The organism is Lactiplantibacillus garii (genome assembly GCF_003885105.1).
GTDB classification, from domain to species: Bacteria; Bacillota; Bacilli; order Lactobacillales; family Lactobacillaceae; genus Lactiplantibacillus; species Lactiplantibacillus garii.
Genome location: NZ_QWZQ01000003.1, coordinates 72,587 through 98,637, shown reverse-complemented (window position 1 = coordinate 98,637; position 26,051 = coordinate 72,587). Strand labels below are relative to the sequence as shown.

The 26,051-nt window shown below is 49.0% G+C and carries 23 protein-coding genes; 1 reads left to right on the top strand and 22 read right to left on the bottom strand.

All coding sequences use genetic code 11. The features are described from left to right. Positions 1 to 364: 364 nt before the first annotated feature. The 10 genes from D1831_RS01830 to rpsO all read right to left on the bottom strand — a co-directional run bounded on the left by D1831_RS01830 (position 365) and on the right by rpsO (position 10,525). Positions 365 to 772: an iron-sulfur cluster biosynthesis family protein gene (locus tag D1831_RS01830; protein ID WP_125071081.1), complete on the bottom strand. Its 408-nt coding sequence runs from the start codon at positions 770 to 772 to the stop codon at positions 365 to 367. Between the two features lie 212 nt (positions 773 to 984). Then, entirely contained in the window at positions 985 to 1,281 is a 297-nt protein-coding gene (locus D1831_RS01825) for a nucleoside triphosphate pyrophosphohydrolase family protein (protein WP_125071079.1), read from the bottom strand. A 1-nt stretch (position 1,282) separates the two neighbouring features. Then, positions 1,283 to 1,876 (bottom strand): ribosome biogenesis GTP-binding protein YihA/YsxC, encoded by a 594-nt coding sequence (gene yihA, locus D1831_RS01820; RefSeq protein WP_125071077.1) that lies wholly within the window; start codon positions 1,874 to 1,876, stop codon positions 1,283 to 1,285. A gap of 181 nt (positions 1,877 to 2,057) precedes the next feature. Further along, complete coding sequence (clpX, locus tag D1831_RS01815) at positions 2,058 to 3,323, bottom strand: ATP-dependent Clp protease ATP-binding subunit ClpX (RefSeq protein ID WP_125071075.1); 1,266 nt, start codon at positions 3,321 to 3,323, stop codon at positions 2,058 to 2,060. 221 nt (positions 3,324 to 3,544) lie between these two features. Continuing rightward, positions 3,545 to 4,861 carry a trigger factor gene (gene tig / locus D1831_RS01810; protein ID WP_125071073.1) on the bottom strand — a complete coding sequence of 439 codons (1,317 nt, stop codon included), beginning with the start codon at positions 4,859 to 4,861 and terminating at the stop codon, positions 3,545 to 3,547. Positions 4,862 to 5,064: 203 nt separating this feature from the next. Further along, positions 5,065 to 6,252 (bottom strand): elongation factor Tu, encoded by a 1,188-nt coding sequence (gene tuf / locus D1831_RS01805; protein WP_125071071.1) that lies wholly within the window; start codon positions 6,250 to 6,252, stop codon positions 5,065 to 5,067. A gap of 214 nt (positions 6,253 to 6,466) precedes the next feature. Further along, the gene (locus D1831_RS01800) at positions 6,467 to 7,378 is read right to left on the bottom strand and encodes a hypothetical protein (protein WP_125071069.1); all 912 of its coding nucleotides are present in this window, start codon (positions 7,376 to 7,378) and stop codon (positions 6,467 to 6,469) included. A 62-nt stretch (positions 7,379 to 7,440) separates the two neighbouring features. Continuing rightward, entirely contained in the window at positions 7,441 to 9,162 is a 1,722-nt protein-coding gene (locus D1831_RS01795) for a ribonuclease J (RefSeq protein WP_125071067.1), read from the bottom strand. An 18-nt stretch (positions 9,163 to 9,180) separates the two neighbouring features. After that, positions 9,181 to 10,053 (bottom strand): 4-hydroxy-tetrahydrodipicolinate synthase, encoded by an 873-nt coding sequence (gene dapA, locus D1831_RS01790; protein ID WP_125071064.1) that lies wholly within the window; start codon positions 10,051 to 10,053, stop codon positions 9,181 to 9,183. A gap of 202 nt (positions 10,054 to 10,255) precedes the next feature. Continuing rightward, on the bottom strand, positions 10,256 to 10,525 hold the full coding sequence (gene rpsO, locus D1831_RS01785) for a 30S ribosomal protein S15 (RefSeq protein WP_003639022.1): 270 nt from the start codon (positions 10,523 to 10,525) through the stop codon (positions 10,256 to 10,258). A gap of 227 nt (positions 10,526 to 10,752) precedes the next feature. Between rpsO and rpsT the strand changes: the two genes are divergently transcribed. Continuing rightward, positions 10,753 to 11,007: a 30S ribosomal protein S20 gene (gene rpsT, locus D1831_RS01780; protein WP_125071062.1), complete on the top strand. Its 255-nt coding sequence runs from the start codon at positions 10,753 to 10,755 to the stop codon at positions 11,005 to 11,007. A 97-nt stretch (positions 11,008 to 11,104) separates the two neighbouring features. Here the strand turns inward: rpsT and holA are convergent, their stop codons facing one another. The 12 genes from holA to D1831_RS01720 form a co-directional block, all read right to left on the bottom strand. Continuing rightward, positions 11,105 to 12,148, bottom strand: a complete 1,044-nt coding sequence (gene holA / locus D1831_RS01775) for a DNA polymerase III subunit delta (RefSeq protein WP_179950280.1) — start codon at positions 12,146 to 12,148, stop codon at positions 11,105 to 11,107. Next, positions 12,108 to 14,402, bottom strand: coding sequence for a DNA internalization-related competence protein ComEC/Rec2 (locus D1831_RS01770; protein WP_125071058.1), 2,295 nt, complete (start codon positions 14,400 to 14,402; stop codon positions 12,108 to 12,110). The genes holA and D1831_RS01770 overlap by 41 nt, the downstream gene beginning before the upstream one ends. Positions 14,403 to 14,407: 5 nt before the next feature. Next, positions 14,408 to 14,893 (bottom strand): ComE operon protein 2, encoded by a 486-nt coding sequence (locus tag D1831_RS01765; protein WP_125071056.1) that lies wholly within the window; start codon positions 14,891 to 14,893, stop codon positions 14,408 to 14,410. A 53-nt stretch (positions 14,894 to 14,946) separates the two neighbouring features. Beyond that, the gene (locus D1831_RS01760) at positions 14,947 to 15,645 is read right to left on the bottom strand and encodes a ComEA family DNA-binding protein (protein ID WP_125071054.1); all 699 of its coding nucleotides are present in this window, start codon (positions 15,643 to 15,645) and stop codon (positions 14,947 to 14,949) included. 129 nt (positions 15,646 to 15,774) lie between these two features. Beyond that, positions 15,775 to 16,809, bottom strand: a complete 1,035-nt coding sequence (locus tag D1831_RS01755; RefSeq protein WP_125071052.1) for a SepM family pheromone-processing serine protease — start codon at positions 16,807 to 16,809, stop codon at positions 15,775 to 15,777. After that, positions 16,802 to 17,293: a pantetheine-phosphate adenylyltransferase gene (coaD, locus tag D1831_RS01750; RefSeq protein WP_125071049.1), complete on the bottom strand. Its 492-nt coding sequence runs from the start codon at positions 17,291 to 17,293 to the stop codon at positions 16,802 to 16,804. The genes D1831_RS01755 and coaD overlap by 8 nt, the downstream gene beginning before the upstream one ends. Then, on the bottom strand, positions 17,290 to 17,859 hold the full coding sequence (gene rsmD, locus D1831_RS01745; RefSeq protein WP_125071046.1) for a 16S rRNA (guanine(966)-N(2))-methyltransferase RsmD: 570 nt from the start codon (positions 17,857 to 17,859) through the stop codon (positions 17,290 to 17,292). The genes coaD and rsmD overlap by 4 nt, the downstream gene beginning before the upstream one ends. A 15-nt stretch (positions 17,860 to 17,874) precedes the next feature. After that, positions 17,875 to 18,174, bottom strand: a complete 300-nt coding sequence (locus D1831_RS01740) for a YlbG family protein (protein WP_125071044.1) — start codon at positions 18,172 to 18,174, stop codon at positions 17,875 to 17,877. A 157-nt stretch (positions 18,175 to 18,331) separates the two neighbouring features. Then, complete coding sequence (locus D1831_RS01735) at positions 18,332 to 21,763, bottom strand: pyruvate carboxylase (RefSeq protein ID WP_125071042.1); 3,432 nt, start codon at positions 21,761 to 21,763, stop codon at positions 18,332 to 18,334. 31 nt (positions 21,764 to 21,794) lie between these two features. Further along, positions 21,795 to 22,961: an FtsW/RodA/SpoVE family cell cycle protein gene (locus D1831_RS01730; RefSeq protein WP_125071041.1), complete on the bottom strand. Its 1,167-nt coding sequence runs from the start codon at positions 22,959 to 22,961 to the stop codon at positions 21,795 to 21,797. 279 nt (positions 22,962 to 23,240) lie between these two features. Continuing rightward, the gene (gene typA / locus D1831_RS01725; protein ID WP_125071039.1) at positions 23,241 to 25,079 is read right to left on the bottom strand and encodes a translational GTPase TypA; all 1,839 of its coding nucleotides are present in this window, start codon (positions 25,077 to 25,079) and stop codon (positions 23,241 to 23,243) included. A 188-nt stretch (positions 25,080 to 25,267) separates the two neighbouring features. After that, the gene (locus D1831_RS01720; protein WP_404819877.1) at positions 25,268 to 26,008 is read right to left on the bottom strand and encodes an inositol monophosphatase family protein; all 741 of its coding nucleotides are present in this window, start codon (positions 26,006 to 26,008) and stop codon (positions 25,268 to 25,270) included. Positions 26,009 to 26,051: the final 43 nt, after the last annotated feature.

The following is a 26,051-nucleotide window of genomic DNA, read 5'->3' as shown; positions in this document are numbered from 1 at the left end:
AGCCATTCCGGAGTCATCCTCGGCGATTCTAATTTCCTAAACACGGTCTCAAGGACCAACATACTTAAACCTGAATTACTGGGAATAATGGCGGTGATCAGTTTATGGTTACGGACTCGAAGTCCAAGGGGCTATGTGTGATCTTTAGCTCCACATATTCCACTGTAATTCAAAAAGCTCTGTAAAACCGTTTTGGTTTTACAGAGCTAATCTTAGTATGTTTTATCTCCGAATAATTATTGTCGAAACGTGCGCCAAAAATCAGCGGGTGAGCATTAACCGACTTTTGGCACACTCTGTTTTGCTGTTTAGCACAAAAAAAGTCGCGAAACTAGCCCGCGACTTTTTCGAAACTACTTTAAATTTAGCAAATCTTAGTGCCGATCGTTTGCATCTTTTCACGCCGTTCGGCTTCCGTTTCTGGTGAAACGTTCCGCCAATCAACGACTGACAGAGCCCCGTCAAGCATACCGCTGTCGTCCTTTAAGGCTAACGCGTTGTGCCACCGCGAAATGTTGAGCCCGTTACCGAGGTAAGCTTCATCGGCCGGCGCGGTACTCATTTCGTAACCGGCGTTATTTTCTAACGGTGTCGTGTAATCGGGATCGGCGGCCTTTAAAATGACCAATTGGAATTTATTACCAATGGCACAGCTCCCACCCAGGCTAGAATATTTATTAGACCCATCGTCAGTCGTTAAAATGACCCGACTACCCGCCGGAATCTTGTCTGCTAAGTAAGCCTGTGCGTCGTCCTTGATATTAATTTTCATATTTAAGCACCCTTTCCATGACAGCAATTAAGTTGTGTACAACTTTTCTACACTTACTAATTTACATCATTCGCTTAAGAATTGCAACCAAACAGCTCACTAATGCTAATTTTTTTAAACCAAAGACTCCCGTTTCTGTCGCCGCACCACTCACGGCCAAACGTTAAGCGCAAAAAAACGCGCCAACGGTTAGTTGACGCGTTACGGTGAATCTACTTAACAGGTTTCCCGTTTGGGTACTTATGGTTTAGTTTCGTAATGTTTTCCTGTGCGACTTCGTCAAACGGAATGTCCGCCCACTCTGCCACCTGTGAGAGGTACCAGAGCACGTCCCCCATTTGCTTAGTCAACTGGTCCTTGTTCAAGCGGTCACCGTGAAAGGTGTATTTCTTAACCAAGTCCACGACCTGTCCCGTTTCGGAGGCTAACCCTAACGAGAGGTTCGTCAACACCTGTTCATTGCCGTACAACGTCCGATTTGCCAACGATTGATATTCATTAAATTCCAAACTAGTGCCCCCCTACGGTATGTGCTTCAATCCAATCCCAAACGGCGTCCTTACCGACCTTAGTCTTCGCCGAAAAGGCAATAAAGTCGTCCGTGGGTTGAAAGTTCAGCGTTTTTTTGATCAAACTCTCTTGTTTATTCCACTTACCACGCGGAATTTTATCACTCTTAGTAGCCACAACTAACAGGGGCATCTGGTAATACCGCATCCATTCGTACATTGCGACGTCATCCTTAGTCGGTGCGTGGCGCGCATCCACCAAAATAATGACCCCGCGGAGTGTCTCCCGGCTGGTTAAGTAGGTTTCAATCATTTGGCCCCACTTTTCGCGGTCCTTCTTAGAAACCTTCGCATAGCCGTAGCCCGGTACGTCGACAAAGTACAGCTGTTCTTCAACCTTATAAAAGTTTAAGGTCTGAGTCTTACCAGGCTGACTCGACGTCCGCGCATAGCTATTGCGGTTGATCAACACGTTGATCAGTGATGATTTACCCACGTTAGAGCGTCCGGCGAGCGCAACTTCGGGGTAACCCGTTGTCGGGTACTGACTTGGCGCGACCGCGCTCATAACAAGTTCAACGTTATGCACTTCCATCAAAATAACTCCCTTATTAAATAATCTGGTCTTATTCTAACATACTTCTAGTCAACGGCGCTGGTGACCAACTCAGATTAGCGACCAGCCAAAAACACCGTTAAACGGCGTTCAGGACCGCGTATGCTATCGCATTGCGGTCCTGAATAATCATTAAATTCATTTTAAAAAAGTAATTATTTTATGACGCCTTTTGATCTTCCAAAACTAATTCTGGTTCGGCATGATCCTTGACCGTATCCTGGGTAATGATCACTTTCTTGACGTCCTTACGACTCGGAATATCAAACATAATGTCGCGCATCGTATCTTCAATAATCGAACGTAAGCCCCGGGCACCGGTGTTGCGTGCTAAGGCTTCCTGGGCAATTGCGCGTAACGCGTCATCCTTGAAGTCCAGTTCCGCACCGTCTAAGGCAATCAAACGCTGGTACTGTTTGACCAGGGCGTTCTTTGGTTCGGTCAAGATTCGGACTAAATCGTCTTCCGTTAACCGTTCCAAGGCGGTTAAAATTGGTAACCGGCCAATAAATTCAGGAATCAACCCAAATTGTAAGAGATCTTCGGGAACCACTTGCTGCATCAAGCTCTTAGAATCGTCTAAAACGGCGTTCTTACCGTCCGTATCGGTTCCGAACCCAATCGTCTTGTCACCCAAGCGCCGTTTAACAATGTCTTCGATACCGTCAAACGCACCACCCACAATAAAGAGGATGTTGGTCGTATCAATTTGGATAAATTCTTGTTGCGGGTGCTTACGACCACCCTGCGGCGGCACGTTCGCAATCGTACCTTCCAAGATCTTCAAGAGGGCTTGTTGAACCCCTTCACCGGAAACGTCACGCGTAATCGAAACGTTTTCGCTCTTCTTGGCAATCTTGTCAATCTCATCAATATAAATAATCCCTTTTTCGGCCCGTTCAACGTCGTAATCGGCATTTTGGAGCAGCTTCAACAGGATATTTTCAACGTCTTCACCAACATAACCAGCTTCGGTCAAGGTCGTGGCGTCCGCAATCGCAAACGGCACGTCCAAGATTCGGGCTAAACTTTGAGCCAGGAAAGTTTTCCCGGAACCAGTTGGCCCGACTAAACTAATGTTACTCTTTTGTAATTCAGGACCGTCATCATCCTGACCTTCGTCATCGGTCATGGCTTTAACCCGCTTGTAGTGGTTATAAACCGCAACGGATAACGTCCGCTTCGCTTCATCCTGACCAATGACGTATTGGTCTAATTCATCAACAATTTGTTTTGGCGTTGGGATATCCGTTAATTCGTGTGAGCGTTCTTCACTGAACTCTTCGTCGATAATTTCTTTACATAAATCGATACACTCATTACAAATATAGACGCCGGGGCCGGCCACGATTTTCTTAACCTGGTCTTGTGATTTGCCACAAAACGAGCAGTTAACGGGGCCGTTTGTTTCGGTATTTTCAAACATTCATTCTCACCTCATCGATGTCTTTCCATGGATTAATCATAACAGAAAAACCCACCTAAAACCAGCTTAGGCGCTGTGTTCTACGTCCACTACTATAACATGGCGGTTCCAAAAGCCGAAATTATTTGTCTACTCGGGTGAACGGTTTTCATTAGGTCCCTAAAAAAAGACCTCGGAAACGAATTTCCGGGGTCTTGACGCGCCAAACTAACCGTTAAAGATTAGTCCTTATCGTCTTTTTTATCGTCAGCTTTAGCATTTTGCTTAGCGGAGTCGGTGATCAAGTCAACGGCTTGGCGAATCGCAATGTCGTGTGACAACATGTCATCAGTTAAAGCACCACGAACGGCACTTTCTTCCATGTTGTATTGGCTAGCTAAGTCCTTAACTTCGGCATCAAGTTCTTCCTTAGAAGGTTTGATGTTTTCAGCTTCAACAACGGCTTCTAAGACCAAGTTCGTCTTAACACGCCGTTCTGCATCGGCAGCGAATTGCTTGTGTAAGTCGTCTTCGCTAGTCCCAGTCAACTTGTAATAAGTCTTAGGATCGATGCCTTGTTGTTGCATGTTAGCCAAGTATTGATCCATTTGACGGTGAATGTCGTCTTCCTTCATTGCGTCAGGAATTGCTTGGATTTCAGCATTGTCAACGGCTTGGTTTAAAGCTTCGTCTTCAATGGCATCGTGAGCAGCCTTTTCTTTTTGATCCTTAAGTTCATCCTTGATCTTAGCCTTCAATTCTTCAAGGGTGTCAACGTCTTCGTCAACGTCCTTGGCAAATTCATCGTCTAATTCAGGGAGTTCCTTAGTCTTAACTTCGTGGACCGTTACTTCAAAAGTAGCTTCCTTATCTTGTAAGTCCTTAGCTTGGTAATCTTTAGGGAAGGTTACCTTAACTTCTTTGTCTTCACCCGCTTTAACACCAACTAATTGGTCTTCAAAGCCGGGGATGAATGAGTTTGAACCTAATTCTAAGGAGTAGTTTTCTGATTCGCCGCCTTCAAACGGTTTGCCATCAACGAAACCTTTGAAGTCAATAACGACCGTGTCACCAGATTCGGCTGGTTGGTCTTCTTTAAGTACCAATTCAGCTTGCTTTTCACGGCGTGATTCTAATTCAGCGTCAACGTCCTTAGCGTAAACCCGCGTGTTTTGACGCGTTACACTAAGGCCCTTGTAGTCGCCCAGTTTAACTTCAGGCTTAACCGTTACAACGGCTTTTAAAACCCACGGCTTGCCCTTTTCCATGCTATCAACGTCGATCTTAGGTTGATCAACTGGTTCGATATCAGTTTCTTTGATTGCTTCTTCGTATGCTTCTGGGAGCACGATGTTTAAAGCATCTTGGTAAAGTGCTTCTTCACCGTACATTTGATTAAAGATTTGACGCGGAACCTTACCCTTACGGAAACCAGGAACGTTTAAGTTCTTCTTAGTCCGTTGGAAGGCTTTGTCAATACCTTCGTTGATCTTATCGGCACCAATTTCGAACGTTAATTCGCCTTGGTTGCCTTCTTTCTTTTCCCACTTTGCAGCCATTGTATTCCCTCCGAAACATTAATATTTTCAACAATTCATGTCAATTGCATACTTGTCAATTTTAACCTATCAATTCCATAAAGTAAACCAAATCAGTTAAAAAACCGGATGCAGTGGCGTTTTATTGTGAACTTTCTTAAAAAAAGAGACCCGGAAGCAAGCTTCCAAGTCTCTTAGGTGAATCAATGAAAATCAGTTAGAGATTAGTCATCAATTTCTGAAACGACACCGGCACCAACAGTATGGCCACCTTCACGAACAGTGAACTTAGTTCCCTTTTCGATAGCGGCTGGTTGGATTAATTCAACAGTGAACGTTACGTTATCACCAGGCATAACCATTTCAACGCCATCTGGCAATTCGATAACACCAGTGATATCAGTGGTGTGGAAGTAGAATTGTGGACGGTAGTTTGAGAAGAATGGCGTATGACGGCCACCTTCTTCTTTGCTCAAGATATAAACTTCACCCTTGAACTTCTTGTGGGTTTGGATCGAACCTGGCTTAGCCAAAACTTGACCACGAACAACTTGTTCACGGTTAACACCACGTAATAACGCACCAACGTTATCCCCGGCTTCACCTAAATCAAGCGTCTTACGGAACATTTCAAGACCAGTAACAGTTGACTTCAAAACGTCTTCGTGTAAACCAACGATTTCAACTTCGTCACCGACTTTAACAGTCCCACGGTCGATACGACCAGAAGCAACGGTACCACGACCAGTGATTGAGAAGACATCTTCAACTGGCATCAAGAATGGCTTTTCAGTGTCACGAACTGGAGTTGGGATGTATTCATCAACAACGTCCATTAAGTGCATGATAACCTTTTCTTGTTCTGGGTCGCCTTCAAGTGCTTTAAGAGCTGAACCACGGACAACAGGAATATCGTCACCAGGGAAATCGTATTCTGAAAGTAATTCACGAACTTCCATTTCAACCAAGTCAACTAATTCGTCATCATCAACAAGGTCAGTCTTGTTTAAAAAGACAACGATGTAGTCAACACCAACTTGGCGAGCCAAGAGGATGTGTTCACGCGTTTGTGGCATAGGACCATCGGTTGCGGCAACAACTAAAATCGCACCGTCCATTTGAGCGGCACCAGTGATCATGTTCTTAACGTAGTCAGCATGTCCTGGGGCATCGATATGAGCGTAGTGACGCTTTTCAGTTTCGTATTCAACGTGGGCAGTGTTGATAGTAATACCACGTTCACGTTCTTCAGGCGCAGCATCGATAGCAGCAAAGTCTTGTTCCTTTGCTAAACCTTTAGAAGCTAAAACCTTAGTGATTGCAGCAGTCAAAGTAGTTTTCCCATGGTCAACGTGGCCAATAGTACCAATGTTTACATGGGGTTTTGTTCTTTCATAATGTTCTTTTGCCATTAATGAAACCTCCTGTGATTTTCGCAAGAATTATGCCAAGACAAAAGCGTCCCGTCAATTCTTTAGTTAATATTATACTACATCCCAGTCAAAAGGCCAAATCACGCACCCATCACCTAGGAATCCTTAAACATTATATATAGCCGACCCAGATTTGTAAACAGATATTATTCAAAAAATTGAATTTTTGTAAGCAAAAGCTTATTGCTTACACTCATTTTTGCAAATCAAGGGTCATTTGCTGAATTTTTTGTTGCACCGCAACGATTCGGGACGCGGCCCGCCGGTCACTTTCAGAAAGCTGACCAGTCTGTAAACCAACAAATACCCTGACCCACACTTCCGGGTCTAAAACGACCCGCTCTGCTTGCGGATACAAGTACATCAGTTGCAGGGATAATAAGGCTTCTAAGCCCGCATAAAGCGTAGGATCTTGCTGACCAACACTGGTGCTTAAAACCCGCTGAGCAGCCAAACTAGTGGTATCCTGACCCATCACGGGCAACTGGGCGGGAATTAGGGTCACCCGCTGATCATCAAACGTCTGCAGATCCACCGGTTCCGCCACCCCAATCGCACGGAGGGTATATAAAACTTCCACCCGTGAAAGTTGATGTAAAAACGGATCAACTAATAAAAATTTAGCCGCGGTCAGGTACTTAGCGTACGTCAAGTGTTGTGCGGCCTGAATGCGCTCTGCTTGGGCCTCGACTGGTTGATCCGACAGATGATAAAACTGCCGCATCGTCGTTGTTAAGGTGGTTGCAAGCGTGGTCTCGGCGTCCGCTTCTGCTTCCTGGACTCGCTGTAAAGCCGCCAGTTGCCACTCACCGGCCGACCGCGCCGTCACGAGGATGCGGGCCGGAATAAACTGACGACTTTTGAGTAAAGCCGTTAAATACAAATCGGCCGCCCCGTCCGTTTGCAAATAAGTCGTTTCAAACTCCGTGGCAACGCTGCTGGCTGCCGAATACTGCTCATCAGCAACCAACGCGTTAACGAGCTGATAATTATTAGACGCGGTCTGTGCCGTTTGGTAAACGGCCTCCCACAGACTTGCCGCTTGTGACCATTCCTTGGCCGCCGTAGCACGCTGTGCGGCGGTCAACGTTTCTGCTGGTGTCACGCTGAGGTCCTCCTTTGAAAAACCACGCTAGCAAAAAAGCCGGGAACTAACCCGGCTTTAAATTAAGCTTGCTTCTCGGTTTCAGTTTCCGTTGTTTTTGCTTTTTTATGCCGCCGGTGATGCTGATTTACTTCCATAATAACGGGTAAAATAACCGGGTGGCGTTTAGTTTGGTCCCACAGGTAATGATTCAATTTCTCACGAACCGCCTGTTTCAAGTGTCCCCAATCAAACTCCTTGTTATCCAAGTTGGATTGCACAGTTTCCTTGACTAACTCGGCACTTTCCTGCATCAGGTCCTTGCTAGTTTTAACGTAGACAAAGCCACGGGATGTAATCTTAGGCGTCGAAATGATTTTTTTCTTCTTACGGTCAATGGTTACCACCGCGACGAAGATCCCGTCTTCTGACAGAATCTTACGGTCGCGTAGCACGATGTTTCCAATGTCACCGACCCCAATTCCGTCAATCATGGTATCGCCCACTTCAATTGAACCCGCAAGGTGCATGTCATCACCGTCATAGCGGAGCTCATCACCCTTAGCGGCGATGAAGATGTGGTCGGCCGGAATGCCAACTTCCTTCGCAAAACCAGCGTGCGCATCTAACAAGCGGTACTCACCCTGAATCGGAATAAAGTACTTCGGCTTCATCAAGTTCATCATCAATTGTAAGTCGCGCTTGGTCGCGTGGCCCGACGAATTCATTTCATCGGCAATCGCCTTAACGTCGGCACCCGCCCGGTAAATCATATCCCGGGTCTTGGCAACCACCGTTTCCATCGAATGTGACGGCGTGGTCGTAATGAAGACGAGGTCGCCCTTTTCGATGTTGACCTTACCCTCCTGCTTGTTCGACATCCGTTGTAGGGCCTTGATGGGTTCCCCCATCCGCCCGGTTTGGAGAATGACCACTTTAGCAGGATCTAACTTATCGATAGCTTTGAGCGGAACGACCACGTCAGCCGGCATCCGTAGCTTACCTAACTTAAGGGCCGTTTTAACGATGCTTTCAACGTCACCCGGCATCAATGCAACTTTCCGGTCAGATTGGGCCGCCGCGTCGAGGACCTGCTGAATACGCAGGATATTTGACGCCACCGACGCTACAATGATGCGCCCGGGATGGTACTTAAAAGTTTCCAGTACGTACGCGGCAATTTCCCGCTCACTAACGGGTTGTTCAAAGTTCTCGGCGTTAGCGGAATCACTTAACAGCGCCAAGACGTGTTTAGACCCGATTTCAGCCAAACGCGCAAAGTCGGTCTGATAAGCACCCTCCGCGGTCGGGTCGAACTTAAAGTCACCGGTATAAACCACCGGACCAGCATCGGTTTGTAGTACGATGCCCATTGAATCGGGGATTGAATGGGTCGTCCGGAAGAAGGAGACCGTCACGTTGCCAAAATCAATTTCGGTTTTTTCGTTGACCACGTGAAAATCGTTAAACTTCTTGGCCTTGGGATCCTTTTGTAACTGGATCTTAGCCAATTCGATCGTCAGTTCCGAACCGAAGACCGGAACGTTAAACTCGTTTAAAAAGTATGGTAACGCACCAATTGCGTCCGCGTGTCCGTGCGTTAAAAAGACCCCGACGATGCGGTCCGCATTTTCCCGTAAATAACTGAAATCGGGAATCACAATGTCGATGCCCAACAGTTCATTTTCCGGGTACTTTAAGCCGCAGTCCAGGATGTAAATATCCTCGTTGACTTCAACGGCGTACATGTTTTTACCGTTTTCACGAACCCCACCAAAGGGGATAATTTGAATTTTAGAGCTCAATTATTTCACCTTGATCCATTAAATATTTAAAGTTGTGTATAACTGTTTACTTTGTTCAGCGTTCATTGGCAAAATTGGTAAGCGGGGATCGCCAACCGGTTGGCCAAGGTGGTTCAAAGCCGCTTTGACGGGTGATGGTGACGGTGCACTAAATAGGGCCGCCATCTTAGGGGTCAAGTCACGTTGGTAACGTGCCGCCGTCGCGACGTCACCCTTAGCAACCGCTTGGAACATCGCCGTCATTTCATCCCCGTACAAGTGACTAGCCACGGAAATCACGCCCGCGCCGCCAATTTCCTTGGCAGCCAAACTTTGAGCGTCTTCCCCGGTGTAAACTAAAAAGTCCGCCGGTGCGTTTTCAACAATGGCGCCAAATTCTTCCATCGTCGCACACTGCTTGATTCCAATAATGTTAGGGTTTTGGGCCAATGTTAAGACGGTTTTAACTGCCATCTTAACGATTACCCGTCCCGGAATGTTATAAATAATAACCGGTAAGCCCCCCTGATCCGCAACGGCGGTAAAGTGGGCAATCATACCGGCTTGATCCGGCTTGTTATAATAAGGGACGACTACCAGGGCCGCGTCGATCCCCTTGATCTGACTCACCTTTTGTGTAAACGCAATCGTAGCCGCGGTACTGTTCGAACCAGTTCCGGCGACAATGGGCACCCGGCCCGCAACAATTTTAGCCGTCTTCGTTAATAGGTCCAACTTTTCGTCTTCGGACAGCGTTGGGGCTTCCCCAGTCGTACCACCCACGATCAGGCCCTGCGTTCCGTGAGCCAGCAAGTGTTCAATTAAGCTCTTTAAGCGGTCATCGTCCAACTGTTGCTGATCATTAAACGGGGTCACCATGGCAGTCATTAAGTCAACGTTTTCAAAGTTCATGAATTAAAAACTCCTCTATATATTTAGTTTAAGTTTTACAAGTACCTGCGTACCTGTGCCGATTAAGTAACTCCCTTCAGTTTACCACATTTTAAAATAAAGCAATAGCTGAACCGTCCCTGACCGTAACCCGACTAAGGAGCAATGTCAAAAAAGTGTAAAAAAAAAGAACCACCCGCGGGCAGTTCCTTGAATTTCAATATTAACGACGAAGACCAAGACTTTGGATCAAGTCACGGTAACGGTTAACGTCTTCTTTACGAAGGTATGCTAACAAGTTACGACGATGACCAATCTTCTTCATCAACCCACGTTGTGAGTGGAAGTCTTTCTTGTGAACACGTAAATGTTCGTTTAATTCGTTGATGTCTTCAGTTAAAACTGCAACTTGAACTTCAACTGAACCAGTGTCGCCTTCGTGACGGGCATACTTATTAATAAGTTCCGTCTTCTTTTCGCGTGAAATTGCCATGTGTATCAACCACCTTTCAAATAATTGCCCTAAACTGAGTAAGCCGTTGGTGGTGCACGGTAAACTAAGTAAAGGGTTGCTGAACACTTAAAATAGTCTAGCAAACTAAGCCGTAAAAATCAAGTTGAAATGCATATCAAGATAAATTACTTTACACATAACTGTTGCATTCAAGCCGGGGCTTATGTATAATAGCATTTGTTGAAAAAATGATGGAGGTGAATCTGATGCCAATTATCAAATCCGCTATTGAACGCGTGAAAACAAACAATAAAGCAAATGCCCGTAACACTGCTCAAATGAGTGCTATGCGGACTGCTGTTAAAAAATTCGAAAATGCTAAAACTGCTGGTGCCGACAACGTCGATGATTTATACATCGCCGCTGTAAGTGCCGTTGACAAGGCTGCTACTAAGGGTCTTATCAAACGCAACAAAGCTGCCCGTGACAAGTCACGGATGGCCGCCCGTTACGCAAAGTAATGGTTTTTAACTCCTGAGCATCGCGACGGAGTTTTTTTATACCCTAAAAACGGCGATCTTCCACGTGAAGGTCGCCGTTTTTATTTTGGTCGTACTACTAACGCGCCGTCACGGCTCCCCGCCGCTCGTTAACGAACTGGACCATGAATAACTCAAAGAGGAGCTCGGGGTCGCGTTGCGTCGTTTTCATCTGAACTTCCGTCTGCAACAAGCCTAAGTAGGCCGCGCGTAACGCCACTTGGTCAAAGTGGCGCACCGTTTGCATTGCGAGTTTGACCCGGTACGGGTGCACCTTCAGCGTACTGGCCAAGCTTCCCTGACTATAACCGGCCCGGGCTAAAATTTTCACCTGCAACAACAGCCGAAACTGGCCCAGTAAAATTGCGTTGATTTTCAGCGGTGCTTCCTGGGCCGCCACCAGTTCGTGGTAAAGCTCCACCGCCGCCTGCGTCTGATAGCGTAAAACGTTATTAACTAGGTCAAAGACGTTTTGCGTTAATGATTTGGTAACCAGTGCCTGTACAGCTGCTAAGTCGATGCGCTGGGACTGGGCCGCGTAAATCATTAGTTTAGGGAGTTGGCCCATCACTAACCCGAGTTGACCGTCCGTACGGTTAAAAAGTTCCTGTAACGCGTCGGCGTCAATCGAAATTTGCTTCGCATCTAAGGCCGCCTGAACGTAGCCCTGAGTTTCGCGTTCGGACACCTGGTTAATTTCTACGATGGTGGCCTGCTTCTTGAGTGTCTTGACTAACTTTTTACGAGCATCTAATTTCTCGTAAGGCGCCATCAAAACTAAGATGGTGCTCGGCTCAGGGTGTTCAAAATACCGCTGTAAAGAGTCTAAGTCGTGCTCAACCTTCGTTTTTTTGTTTTCCCCCGTCAAAAAATACGGGTGGTTGACAAACACCAACCGGCGTTCCCCAAAAAACGGCGCCGACATGGCATCGTCTAAAGCAACCGCCACCGGCGTACTTTCCATGTCATAACTACCAACGTTCATTGTCCGTTCTTCCGTCGGCACCAGTTGTAACAATGCGTTTTTTAATTGATCAGCAAGGTAATCTACGGTCCCTAAAACCACGTAAATGGACGCTAAATCACCCTTGCGGATTGCTTTGAGGGCTTGTTGTGCGTTGATATAAATTACCTTCTTTCAAGAATGTCTGCCACACCCCCCAGTGACCGGGGGTAAACCGGTACGTGACCATCCCCTGCAGTGCCGTGGAATAAGTCACGATGTGCTGCTGGCGAAGCGTGGTCAACGTTTCCTGATTAGGATGGCCGTACCGGTTGTGGCGACCAACGGATAAGATTCCCCGTTGGACCCCCAATTGTTTTAACACCTGAGGATCCGAGGCCGTTTTACTGCCGTGGTGTCCTAATTTTAACACGTCCACCCGCAGTTGCGGGTAACGTGTCATAATTGCCCGCTCCCCGGCCCGGTCAAGGTCGCCTGTAAACATAAATCGTTGTTGACCAAAGTTCCCCGTCAAGACTAACGAATCACCATTCTCGGCTTTTCCCGGTTTAAACGGGTGGACCGCGGTCAGGCCGTCGGAAAATTGCATCCCCGCTAACGCTTCCACCACTTGGGGTGGGCGCTGTGCGGGCCTTAACAGCCGTTGAAATTTAGGCAACGCCGCCATTCCGGCCGGCACAACGACTCTTTTAACCGGCATTAAACGTAGCAACGCGCCGAGGTCACCAATGTGGTCGACGTCCTTATGGGATAAGTAAACCGTGTCGATGTGGGTAATACCGAGCCGGTGCAAATAGTTGACGGTTACCGTCTCCACCCGTGGTCGGACCGTCGTCCCATCATTCTGCCACCGTGGGACCGGAAATTTTAGCCGCCCCCCGGTATCGATCAGGCTGACCGTCCGATTAAACGGCTGACGAATCAGGATTGAATCGCCCTGACCCACGTCAATGAACTGGACCGCCCCCCGCCACGGGAACCGGATGCTAACCAGACAACAACCGTAAGCCACCGCTAACCAACTAAACCAGCGCTTAGTTGGCGACCGCAAGCACCACAAGCTAAGTAGTCCCAGGGCCCACGCCCAGGTGGCGGACGGTTGGCCAATGATTAGTAATCCCGGCCAAGTCGCCAACGTGGCAATCACCCGCTGAAAGGCCGCCAAAATCCCATCACACCAGCCCGCCACACCGGGCAGCCACTGGCCGAGACTGGCCCCAATCAGCGTTACGGGTAATAAAACCCAGCTAAATAACGGTGCGACGAGTAAATTCACGAAGACCGTTAACAGGTGCCACTGGGCGGTAGCAATTAAGAGTACCGGCATGCTGATCAGCTGGACCCACCACGCTAACCGCCACGGCGAACGGAGCGGCTTAACCATTAGTAACAACGCCAAACCGTAGCTTAATTGACCACCCAGTTGACACAAGACGAGCGGATTATGCACGATTCCGATGATCAGCGCCCAGCTCCAACCAGTCAGTGCACCCCGTTGTTGGTGGGAAAAGTGTTGCCAGATCAGTGGTAGACCAGCCGTTATAACGGCGCGCTGCAAGCTGTCCGCCCCGCCACCCATCACTAAATAGACGGGCAAGCACCCTAGCAGCCACCAATCTATCGTCGGTAAACTAACGTGTAGCCGGATTAAAAGCCAGCGCAACATCCCTAAAAATAAAATTACGTGCATCCCGGACAGGCTAAATAAATACAGTAGTCCCAGTTGCTGGACCCCCGCCATCGTGCTATGGAAACTAGCCGGACGGAGCCCAATCAGTAAACTAGTGGCGTAAACCTGCAAAGTTGCCGGGAGTCGCCGGCACGCCCGGTAAAACCCCGCCCGCCACTGGTGCAACTGATCCAGGATGCCCGCACCTCCCCGACGGACGGCCGGATGAACACCGGCAACCCGCGTCACGGTATACTGGTAATCAATTCCCTGACTGCGGTAATAAGCCGGCGCGTCAAATTGCCCCGGATTGGTTGGGGGCGCTACCGGTGATAACGTTCCACTCGTTTGCCACCTTGTCCGGGTGGTCAACGCATTCAACCGTCGTTTGTCAGCCGCGGTAGCTAACTTGCCGTAAACGATCACCCGTCCAACCCCGCTAGTCGTTGCGACCAGTTGATACTGGCCACCCCGCGTACTAACGGCGTCGGGTTGCACGGCCAAAGTCAGGTTAACTACCCGCGGGGCGGAACGCGTTACCCGTTCAAAGCGCGCGTTTTGCCAAGTTAACCAGCCCCCGACCACGGCGCTGATAACCACCGTTAGGGTCAGGCAGCGTCGGTCCCTTAATAAACCGACTCGCAGTAACCAGAGTAATAGTAGGATCGCCGCCACGCTTTGTCGACCAACTAACCAGCTGCTTAGTAGGCCGCACGCAATTGCGGCAAAAAACGGCGCCCGCACGCCCGCTACTGATTACTTAGCAAAATATGGTCCAGCCCAAGTTTGTCGAGGTCGGCTTGATCAAATTTCACCTGTTGCAGGGCAACGTTTTTGCGCTTGATCAGTGACATCGCGTAGTCGTCGTTATGGTAGTTCCGTAAGTAGTGAATCTTTTGAATTCCGGCTTGTAATAACATCTTCGTGCACTGCAGGCACGGAAAATCGGTCACGTAAATTTCGGCCCCGTCGGTTGCAGCCCCGAACTTAGCGCACTGTAAAATGGCGTTCATTTCCGCGTGAATCGTACGCACACAGTGGCCGTCTACTAAGTAACAACCTTCATCAATACAGTGAACGTCGCCGGAAACCGACCCGTTATAACCGCCAGCAATGATCCGCTTATCACGGACGATCGTCGCACCGACCGAGAGCCGTTCACAAGTACTCCGGGTCGATAACAGTACGGCCTGCATCATGAAATATTGATCCCATGGAATTCGTTGATCTTTCATTATGATTGCCTCGCTTTCAATGACAGTAGTATACCAAATTGTCCGGTTCAGGACTAGACGGTGAGTTGGTCCTTAAACTTTGCAATCGTTTTTTCACCGAACCCCGATACCGCTTTTAAATCCTCGACCCGTTTGAACGGACCGTGTTGTTGACGGTAATCGATAATTTTTTGCGCCTTTTTCTGACCAATTCCTTTGATTTGCTGAAACGTCGCGACGTCCGCCGAATTAATATTAACCGGTCCGTGATTAGCCACTGTCCCGCCCGAACGCGCAGCTTTAGCGCTGGTTATTGGTGTACTGCTCGGTGCCGTTGGCGGGGGTAATACCGGGTGGGATTCCCCCTTAGTGGGCACGTAAATGACTTGTTGATCACTCACCTTCGCCGCTAAGTTCACCTGACGCTGATCCGCCTCGGGCTGCAGGCCCTGTGCCAACGCAATGACGTCGGCGACCCGCATACTGGCCCGCACTTGATAAAGTCCCGGCCGGCGCACCGCTCCCTTGACGTCGACGTACAGGGCTCCCGTAGCCGATTGCCGACGACTAACTGAACGACTGCCCCGCGACGTATTAACGGGTTGGGACATCCTCGAACCACTCATCGTTAACGCTACCGGTGCGGCCGGGGGTGCCGGCTGTAATTGCTGCACGCCCCACCAACCCCCAATTAATACGCCCACGCTCACTACCAAAATAATTGTTAAACGCCGATGTGCTTGAACCCATTGCCAAACTTCTTCCAAGGTCATCGTCACCTCCCGTTACTAACCAGTTACGGTAAGCGGGCCAAGATTCCGTCAAAAATTTTTTCTAATCACTAAAAAACGCTCAAGCTGCCCGTGAAGTGGGAACTTGAACGTTATCCAATCATTAAGTAATTAATGGGTTTTTAAGTAGTGCACGGCTTGCTTAAACGACGTGACCGGTACGACCCGCATGTTGGGGGCGTACTTCTTAGCCGTCGCCTTAGCCGTTTGATAGTTGGTCTGATGATTTTCCTCTAGCGCTAACACGGCCTTGGTCGGTTTGACGTACGGTGCGAAAAAAACCGTTGCGCCGGCGTTTTTAGCGGCAATAATCTTTTTATCAATTCCACCGATTTCGCCAACCGAGCCGTCGGGATTAATTGTTCCGGTCCCCGCAATTTTCTGACCATGGCGTAAATCCCGGTTCGTTAATTGCTGGTAAATTTGCAGACTAAACATCAATCCCGCGGACGGCCCGCCGATTTCACCCGGGTCAACTTTGACCGGAATCTTAGTCGTCACTTTCACGTTATCGGTCAACTGAATCCCGATTCCCGCCCGGTGCGTGCTGAGTTTAATAAGTGGCGCCGTGGCGTGCTTAATACGCCCGTTATGACGGTAAGTAATTTGAACCGTTTTTCCGGTCCCGCGACTCGCAATGTATTTTTGATAACCCTGGGCGTTACTGAAATGGTGTCCGTCAACCTTGGTGATAGTATCGCCCACCTTAACTCGTCCTTTGAATTTCGAATTAGACTGAACGGCTAAAACGTAAATTCCCTGGTAAGTTTTTTGATAGGTCTGGTGGGCCGCGGCGTACGCGGTCGCAATGGCTTCGTTAATGGCGCTCCGCATATAAAACGTCTGGACCTTATTATAAGTTTGATCATCCTGACCGTCGTTAACTTCCGATTCACTCACAACGTCGTAGTGCGGGTTAAGTTGCGCGTACAGCCAGGTCACCGGCCGAGCCGGTGCTAGGGCGACTGACGTCAGCATAAACTTTCCCGCACGCTTATCCGGATGTTTTTTCACGGTGACAAACGCCCTTAAATTATCAGCACTTCCGGGGCCCTCAACGTAGTACGGCAGAGGAATCAAGCACAGGGCCAGAACCAACGCGACCGCAATAATTAAGACCCGGTACCGCTTTAACCACTTAACCATGACGCCGTTCCTGGAAACGTTGGTGTAACTTTTGAGCCACCGCCGTTGGGACGTACTCGGAAATATCCGCCCCCATCTTCGCCACTTCTTTGATCAAGCTCGACGAGAAGTAGGCGTACGGCGGCCGGGCAATCAAACAGACCGTTTCGATCCGGTCGTTTAACGACTTGTTCATCCACGCAATATCCCGCTCGTAACCAAAGTCCTGCTCGTTACGCAGGCCCCGAATTAAAACGGTCGCGTTGACCGTCGTCATGAAATCAACCGTCAGCCCGGTGGCAGCCTGCACCGTCACGTTCGGTAAGTCTTGGACTTCTTGTTGGATCATGGCAACCTTTTCGTCCATGGTAAATAACGGTTGTTTACTCGTGTTGACCATGACCGCCACAATCAGGTGGTCAACTAACCGACTGGCCCGCTGAATGAGGTCCAAGTGTCCACGCGTTACCGGATCAAAGCTTCCCGGAAAAACTGCCGTAATCATGCTCGTGCCCCCGTTTCTTCTTTTTGATAAATCGTAATAACCGTAATCCCGTAGTCCTGACGCCGGAGTAATTTGAACCCCGGTAACTCGGCGGGTAGCATGGCGTTGGTGTCGGTCTCACAGACGATTCGGCACGCTGGATTTAGGAGGCCGAGTTCGTCACACCGTAAAACGTCCTTAACAATTTGCTGTTTGGCGTACGGCGGGTCTAAAAAGACGAGATCAAAGCGTTCCTTTTGTGCCGCCAAACGTTCTAAGACCCGGGGGGCGTCCCCCTTTATAATTTCAAAGCGGTCCACCGCCTTCGTAACGGTCACGTTGTCCTTGATCGTTTTGATTGCCTGGTACTGCCGATCAATCAGGACCGCGTGGTCAATGCCCCGGGAAACGGCCTCAATGCTTAGGCCGCCGCTACCGGCAAACATATCGAGCGACCGGCCACCGTCAAAGTACGGCCCAATAATGTTAAAAACGGCTTCTTTGACTTTATCGGTGGTTGGTCGGGTTTGCATTCCCGGCACCGCCTTCAGTCGCCGACCACCAAAATCTCCTGCTACAATTCGCATGTTTTCTTCACCAACTTAATCTTCATCATCTGCGGGAACGGCGTTATTTTCCGGCTTAAAGAAGCCCTTATCGACCCGTTCACCAAAGTTCATTGCCACGTCTGGTCGGTATGACGGTTCGACCTTGCGGACAAAGTTTAATTTATTAATTTTGGCCGTCGCGGCGGACACTTGACTTTCATCAAGGTACAGCACGACGTAACGTTGTTTACGCGATTGGTATTGAATGATACCAAAGCGTTTTAATTGCCGCACCTGCTTCATTGAATGCATATAAATAATCAGCGCGCGGCGCGGATTGATGGTAAATTCCATCGAACGGTCACCCCTTTTACTTTGAGTTGCTGTTTAAATGTTAGGCTAGATTGGCCCTTTCGTCAACTAAGAGTCCGGTGATTTATTTAATCAAATGGCAACCACCGCCCACTAAAAGAACCGCCACGATCAGGTGGCGGTTCTTACCTAGTTCAACCTATTTTGGTGTAATTTCCAGTAACAAGTCGTCAGTTTGAATAACGTCCCCGGCACTGACGTAGGTGTGTTCGATAACCCCACTTTCCGGTGCTTGGATGGTCGTTTCCATCTTCATCGCCTCAGTAACCAGTAACGGTTGTCCCTTCTTAACAGTGTCGCCCTTCTTAACTAAGAGTTTCAGAACGGAACCGCTCATCGTTGCCCCAACTTCATTTTCGTTAGTTGGTTCAGCTTTACGGGTGCTGGAAGCCGTCTGGTGGATGGCGTTATCCTTAACGGTAATTTCTTGATTTTGACCATTAATGCTAAAGTACAGTGTCCGAATCCCGTCAACGTCGGGATCACTGATCTGGTTAAGCTTTAGGATCATCACCTTACCACGTGCCAGTTCAATGTTGACCGTTTCACCTAAACGCATCCCCTGGAAGAAGGTTGGCGTATCTAAGAGTGAAACGTGACCGTACTGTTTATGCTGCTTAATATAGTCCAGGAAGACCTTCGGGTACAAAATGTAACTAAGGACTTCTTGGTGGTTCGGTTCGTGGCCAATTAACGGCGCTAGTTCCTGCTTGACCGCTTCGAAGTCAGCCGGTTTAGCCAAACTCCCCGGCCGAACCGTTAACGGCTTGCGCTTCTTTAAGATGATCTTTTGTAGCTTCTTCGGGAACCCGCCAACGGGTTGACCAATGTTACCCGCAAAGAAGTTGATCACGGAGTCTGGGAAATCCAGCTTATCGCCATGGTCATAGACGTCGTCCGGCGTTAAGTGGTTCTCCATCATGAAGAGCGCCATGTCACCAACGACCTTTGAACTTGGCGTGACCTTGATAATGTCACCAAACATGTCGTTAACGGTGGCGTACATATCCTTAACTTCTTCCCAACGGTCGCCCAGCCCCATGGCCTTAGCCTGTTGTTGCAGGTTCGAATACTGACCACCCGGCATCTGGGTTTGGTAAATATCGGTCTGCGGACCGGTCATCCCGTTAGAGAAGTCTTGGTAGTAAGGCCGAATACCTTGCCAGTAACGATTGATGGCCTCAACGTTATCAATGTTCACGTTGGGTTGGCGATCATTATGCGCTAACGCGTAGTACAGCGAACTCATTGACGGTTGGCTGGTCGTCCCGGACAGAGCACTGGCCGCAACGTCAACCACGTCCACGCCGGCTTCAACGGCCCGTGCGTACGTGAAGATTCCGTTGCCAGTCGTATCGTGGGTGTGAAGGTGCACCGGAATATCAAGGGCGTCCTTTAAAGTTGAAACGAGTTCGTACGCCGCTTCCGGTTTCAAGACCCCGGCCATATCCTTGATAGCAATAATGTCAGCACCGGTCGACTGTAAGTCCAAGGCTAATTGACGGTAGTAAGCCAAATTGTACTTCTGCCGGTTAGGATCCATGATGTCGCCGGTGTAACAGATCGTGGCTTCCGCCACTTTACCCGTTTCCTTGACGGCTTGGATACTCTTTTCCATTTGCGGAATCCAGTTCAAACTATCAAAGATCCGGAAGACGTCGATCCCACTCTTCGCAGCTTCTAAAATGAACTCCCGGATCACGTTATCGGGATAATTCTGGTAACCGACCGCGTTGCTGCCCCGGAATAACATCTGGAACAACGTGCGCGGCATGGCGGTCCGCAGCTTTTTCAACCGGTCCCACGGGTTTTCGTTTAGGAAGCGGTAGGCCACGTCAAAGGTCGCTCCGCCCCACATTTCGTATGAGAACAGTTGTGGTAGGGCCTTTTGTGATGCCTGGGCCACGGCCAACATGTCCTTTGTCCGCATCCGGGTCGCAAATAAACTCTGGTGCGCATCCCGCATGGTCGTATCGGTCAATAAGACCTGCTTTTGGGCTAATAACCAGCTTTGCAAGCCGCGGACACCCTTACTATCCAGAACGTCCTTAGCGGTCACAATGTCCTTGGCCATCGGCTTAAAGTTATCTTCAAACTCCACGTCCGGGTAATACTTCTTAGAATGTTGCGCCACGTCCGCAAAGCCGTTGACCGTCACGTTTCCGATGTACTTCAACATCTTGTCTTCCTGCTGGGTATCATCGGGGAACTTAAAGAGCGACGGCGTGTTGTCGATAAAACGAGTATTGGCTTCACCGGCTTGGAAGGTCGGGTTATCGATCACGTTTAACATGAACGGAATGTTGGTCTTAACCCCGCGAATATCAAATTCCACGAGGACTCGGTGCATTTTGTGCACGGCCGCTTTAAAGTTGCGGGCAACGACGCAGGCCTTGACCAGCAACGAATCGAAGTACGGCGTCACCACCGCCCCGGAATAGGTATTGCCGGCATCCAAACGCACCCCGTTACCACCCGGTGAACGGTAAGTTTCGATCCGGCCGGTATCCGGCATGAAGTCGTTAGCGGGATCTTCGGTCGTGACCCGGCATTGAATGGCCGCACCCTTGTACGTTAACGCGTCTTGGTGTGGTAAGTGCAAGTCTTCAAACAAGTCCCCACCCTGGGCAATTTTGATTTGGGCGTGTACGATGTCAATTTCAGTGATCATTTCGGTCACGGTGTGCTCAACTTGGACCCGCGGGTTAACTTCCATGAAGTAGAACTGGTCACCCTCTACTAAGAATTCGACCGTCGCGGCGTTTAAGTAGTGCACGCTCTTCATTAAATCGACCGCGGCGTCGCAAATCTTTTGCCGCAGTTCAATTGGCAACGAAACCGCCGGGGCAAATTCGATCACCTTTTGGTTCCGCCGTTGAACGGAGCAGTCCCGTTCAAATAAGTGCATTACGTTCCCGTGGGAGTCCCCTAAAATTTGGACTTCAATGTGCTTCGGGTGCGCAATGAATTTTTCTAAGTAAATTTCGTCATCGCCAAAGGATTGTTGGGCTTCGGAGCGGGCACGGTCAAAAGCTTCTTGGAGTTCAGAAGCCTCGTGAACGATCCGCATCCCGCGGCCCCCACCACCCATAGCGGCTTTGATCATAATTGGAAAACCGTACTTTTGAGTAAATTGTAGGGCTTCGTTTAAGCTGGTGACCGGGTGTAACGTGCTGGGAATCGTTTGGACCCCGGCGTCCTGCGCAACCTGCTTTGCGGTGATTTTATCGCCAAACATTTCTAATTGTTCGGGTGTCGGGCCAATGAAGATCATGCCCTCTTCCGCGACCCGGCGTGCAAAGGTCGCGTTTTCGGATAAGAAACCGTACCCGGGATGGATCGCGTCCACGTGATTCTCCTTAGCAATCCGGATAATGTCTTCAATGTCAAGGTAGGCGGCAATTGGTGCGTCGCCTTCCCCAACCAGGTAAGCCTCGTCAGCTTTAAAACGGTGAACCGAAAATTCATCTTCTTTGGCGTAAATCGCGACGGTCTGCAAGCCAAGTTCATGGCATGCCCGAATAACCCGGGTCGCAATTTCACCACGGTTAGCAATTAATACTTTCTTCACCAAAATCCCCTCATTTCCAAATTAAATCGTCCTAGCCAGCTTGCCGAACGGCGTTGGCCCGTTCCATTTTCTCAAGCGCACTGATGTTCAACACCAGGCCAAGTGAAAGGGTCAGCACCACCATACTGGAACCACCGTAACTGATGAACGGGAACGTGACCCCGGTAATCGGAATCAGTCCGATGATCCCACCAACGTTGATAAATGCTTGGATGGTCATGTACGCAGCCACCCCGTAACATACTAAGGAATTAAACGTATTGTTGGAACGAACCCCAACAAAGATCGTCCGCCCCACGATCACGGCCAACAACAACATGATAAAAAGAATCCCTAACAAACCTAGTTCTTCCGCCGTGATCGACATAATAAAATCGGTGTTAGGTTCGGGTAAATAGCCCCGCTTCTGAATACTATTACCGATTCCGACCCCGAGTAACCCGCCGTTGGAAATGGCGTAATAGGAATTGACCAACTGCGTCCCGGCCCCGGAAGCGGTTTTGAACGGATTCAAGAAGCCAAGAAAACGGCGTAGTTGGTAAGAATTCGCAAACGCACTCTGCGGCAACTTACTAACTAGCGGTACCAGCACCCACTCAAAACCCGCGACGGCCCCGGCAAATATGCCGACACCAACGTAAAACGAGATCCCACTCGCAAATAAAATAACCGCAGCAATGGCCAGGTTAATGGTGGCCCCACCGAGATCGGGTTGAATAAAGATCAACAGGATCATGGCAAACAGCATCATAAACTGAGAACCCAATTCCCGAATCCGCGCAACCCCAAAGTGGGCTTCCCGCTGAGCAATGATGGCAGCTAAGTAGACGATCAGGTAAAATTTACAGAACTCGGCTGGTTGAATTGAGACGGGTCCCAACGTGATCCAGCCGGCCGCCCCGTTGATCGACTTTCCGACCATCCGCAAAACGATCAAAACCCCGAGCATCGCAAAGCCCAGCCACCCGAGCAGTCTGGTTCGCTTAAAGTACTCGATCTTCAAGTTCATACAGAAAAAGGTGACCGCTAGCCCAATCACAACCCACATGAGTTGCTTGATCAAATAACCCGTGGGGGTACTCCCATTTTGAGTCGCCACGAACGAGCTTGACGAGTAAACCATGACGATCCCGATTCCACACAAAATCAGATACGGGATAAACAAGCCATAGTCCAGATAGTGTAGCTTCTTCATCATGAGCTAAAATCCCACCCCACTAAATTGTTAAATTAGGTGTCGATTCGTCAAGTCGACACCCACAGTTCACTTGCAGTAATTATAGCATAGTCCGTTTTATCACAGCATGTGCAACGCGTAATTTGTCATTTTTTTAGGGATTATTTGAACACGCTCCCAACGACGCTCATCACCAGATTTTCAACGGTGCCGGGGGATTTACCGACCGCTAAGCACAATTTTGACCACAAAAAAACGCCCAGTCAACCGACTGGACGTTGTTAAGCCAACTAATTAAGCTTATTTATTCATTTTACGTTTCTTAGATTCCTTTTCACGGGCGCTCGTGTTCAAGATACGTTTCCGTAAACGAACGTGATCCGGCGTGATTTCACAGTATTCGTCACTGTTCAAGAATTCCAATGATTCTTCCAACGTTAAGTGGGTCGGTGTCTTGATCGTAGCGGTCAAGTCCTTGTTTGAAGAACGGACGTTGGTCATGTTCTTACCCTTGGTGATGTTAACCGAAATGTCGTTTTCACGACTATTTTGGCCGACAATCATCCCTTCATAAACGTCGGTACCTGGGTCAACGAAGATCGTCCCACGGTCTTCAATTCCCATCGTAGCGTACGTCGTCGTCTTACCCTGGTTAATTGAAACCAAGGCCCCGTTACGACGGCCAGGGTTCCAGTTCTTGATAACTGGCAAGTACTTCGAGAAGGTGTGGTTCATGATCCCGTAACCACGGGTCAATGATAAGAATTCGGTTGAGTAACCGATCAACCCACGGGAAGGTGCTAAGAACGTCAACCGTGATTGGTTGTTCCCAGTACTTTCCATGTTCTTCATTTCAGCCTTACGCTTCGATAACGTATCAATAATCGCACCGGTGTATTCTTCTGGTGTATCGATTTGAACAGATTCGAACGGTTCGCAACGTTGACCATCCACGTCACGGTAAATAACTTCTGGACGGGATGCTTGTAATTCGTAACCTTCACGCCGTAACGTTTCGATTAAAATTGACAAATGCAATTCCCCACGACCAGAAACGACCCATGAACCGGGTTCGTCAGTGTCATCGACCCGCAGTGAAACGTCGGTTTCAAGTTCAGCCTTTAACCGCATTTCCAATTGACGCGCCGTCACGAACTTCCCGTCTTGACCAGCAAATGGTGATGAGTTGGTCCCAAAGGTCATTTGTAAAGTTGGTTCGTCGATCCGTAAAATTGGCAAAGCTTCGGGAGTTGCGGAATCCGCAACCGTTTCACCAACGTTGATGTCTTCCATCCCGGAAACGGCAACTAAGTCACCAGCGTGGGCTTCGTTGATTTCCAAACGTTGTAAACCAAAGAACCCGAATAACTTAGTGACCCGGAAGTTCTTCTTACTCCCATCAAGCTTCATAACGGTAACACTGTCACCGACTTTGATGGTTCCTCGGAAGACCCGACCAATCCCAACACGACCAACGTAGTCGTTGTAATCCAATAAGGCAACTTGGAATTGTAACGGTTCGTCGGAGTTATCAATTGGTGCTGGAATCGTTTTGATAATCGTATCAAAAATTGGTTTCATCGTGTGTTCTTGTTTAGCTGGGTCGGATTCGTAACTTGAAGTTCCGTTCAGCGCTGAAACGTAAACCACTGGGAAGTCCAGTTGTGATTCGTCGGCACCTAATTCGATGAAGAGGTCTAAGACTTCGTCCACAACTTCTTCAGGACGGGCACCCGGACGGTCGATCTTGTTGATAACGACGATTGGGGTCAAGTGTTGTTCCAAGGCCTTCTTCAAAACGAAACGGGTTTGGGGCATCGTTCCTTCAAAAGCATCAACAACTAACAAAACACCGTCAACCATGCGCATGATTCGTTCAACTTCACCACCGAAGTCGGCATGTCCTGGGGTATCCAAAATGTTGATTTGTTTGTCGCCGTAGCGTACGGCCGTGTTCTTTGAAAGGATCGTGATACCGCGTTCCTTTTCAATGGCATTAGTGTCCATGGCCCGATCACCAATCGTCGTGTGTTCGTCAAGGGTATCCGATTGTTTAAGCATTTCGTTAACTAACGTTGTTTTACCGTGGTCAACGTGGGCAATAATGGCAATGTTGCGGATATCATCTCTAAATTTCAAAATTGATCTTCCTTTCATCCTTCAAAATTCTTACTATCCTCCGACAGCAGAAATCTTACATATATTAATACAATCCGTCGTTACTATCAAGTTACAAGGGTTGGCTTAATGAGCTCGTAACGACGTTTTCACTGGTTTTCACCCGGTGGCATAAAAAAACTGTGACGTATGGGTCACAGTCCCATCATTTACTTGACGATCGCCAAGACGGCGCGTTGCGTGCGCCTCGTCGCTACTAGTACAGCACCAGATGATAACATATTTACGGGCGTGCCGTCAACTTGCGACACGACTAAGCCTAAGGTTTCCGCAAGGACCCGTCCAGCCGCAAAGTCCCACGGACGCAGGTAAGACAAGTAGCCCACCAGTTCGCCGGCCAGCACTTGACTGATTTGGACCCCAGCACTCCCTAAAATTCGGGCCCCTAAACTCGCCGCAATCACCCGTTGCATGTTAAACCGATCGTGAATCAGCAACGGTGCGCTGGCACCAAACAAACCGTCTGCCAAGTCGAGGTCGACCGGCGCCGCCAGTGGTTGGCCATTTAAAGTCACTCCCACGGCGGGACCGCCGGCGTACAGTTTATTAGCCATCACGTCATAAATGTAGCCCAACGTTGGCTGACCGTCAACGTAGTAACCGACCATGATAGCAAAGTGGTTGCGCTGGTGCACAAAGTTCATGGTGCCGTCGATGGGGTCAACGATCCAGACGTGCCCGGCCATGGACGTCACCTGGTCTCCACGCCCCTCTTCAGCCAGAACGTGGGCGCGTGGGTCCAGTTGACGGATCCGCTGAACGAGGAAATCCTCGTTGCTATGATCCACGTTAGTGACTAGGTCACGCCGACTGGTTTTTTCGGCCACCGTCAGCTTAGTTCCCATTTTAGTTAAAACCTGCGCTCTGGCCGTTTGCATCACTACCTGCATGGCTTGATTCAGTTTTTCGAGTTGTGCCGTTTCCACGTTGCTC

Bases quoted from the DNA above. Each gene is read 5' to 3' on its own strand.
- D1831_RS01830 (WP_125071081.1), bottom strand. From the start codon at position 772: ATGAAAATTAATATCAAGGACGACGCACAGGCTTACTTAGCAGACAAG.
- D1831_RS01720 (WP_404819877.1), bottom strand. From the start codon at position 26,008: ATGCAGGTAGTGATGCAAACGGCCAGAGCGCAGGTTTTAACTAAAATG.
- tig (WP_125071073.1), bottom strand. From the start codon at position 4,861: ATGGCTGCAAAGTGGGAAAAGAAAGAAGGCAACCAAGGCGAATTAACG.
- D1831_RS01760 (WP_125071054.1), bottom strand. From the start codon at position 15,645: ATGACCTTGGAAGAAGTTTGGCAATGGGTTCAAGCACATCGGCGTTTA.
- yihA (WP_125071077.1), bottom strand. From the start codon at position 1,876: ATGGAAGTGCATAACGTTGAACTTGTTATGAGCGCGGTCGCGCCAAGT.
- rsmD (WP_125071046.1), bottom strand. From the start codon at position 17,859: ATGCGAATTGTAGCAGGAGATTTTGGTGGTCGGCGACTGAAGGCGGTG.
- coaD (WP_125071049.1), bottom strand. From the start codon at position 17,293: ATGATTACGGCAGTTTTTCCGGGAAGCTTTGATCCGGTAACGCGTGGA.
- D1831_RS01740 (WP_125071044.1), bottom strand. From the start codon at position 18,174: ATGGAATTTACCATCAATCCGCGCCGCGCGCTGATTATTTATATGCAT.
- rpsO (WP_003639022.1), bottom strand. From the start codon at position 10,525: ATGGCAATTTCACGCGAAAAGAAGACGGAACTTATTAATAAGTATGCC.
- rpsT (WP_125071062.1), top strand. From the start codon at position 10,753: ATGCCAATTATCAAATCCGCTATTGAACGCGTGAAAACAAACAATAAA.
- D1831_RS01755 (WP_125071052.1), bottom strand. From the start codon at position 16,809: ATGGTTAAGTGGTTAAAGCGGTACCGGGTCTTAATTATTGCGGTCGCG.
- D1831_RS01730 (WP_125071041.1), bottom strand. From the start codon at position 22,961: ATGATGAAGAAGCTACACTATCTGGACTATGGCTTGTTTATCCCGTAT.
- D1831_RS01765 (WP_125071056.1), bottom strand. From the start codon at position 14,893: ATGAAAGATCAACGAATTCCATGGGATCAATATTTCATGATGCAGGCC.
- tuf (WP_125071071.1), bottom strand. From the start codon at position 6,252: ATGGCAAAAGAACATTATGAAAGAACAAAACCCCATGTAAACATTGGT.
- dapA (WP_125071064.1), bottom strand. From the start codon at position 10,053: ATGAACTTTGAAAACGTTGACTTAATGACTGCCATGGTGACCCCGTTT.
- clpX (WP_125071075.1), bottom strand. From the start codon at position 3,323: ATGTTTGAAAATACCGAAACAAACGGCCCCGTTAACTGCTCGTTTTGT.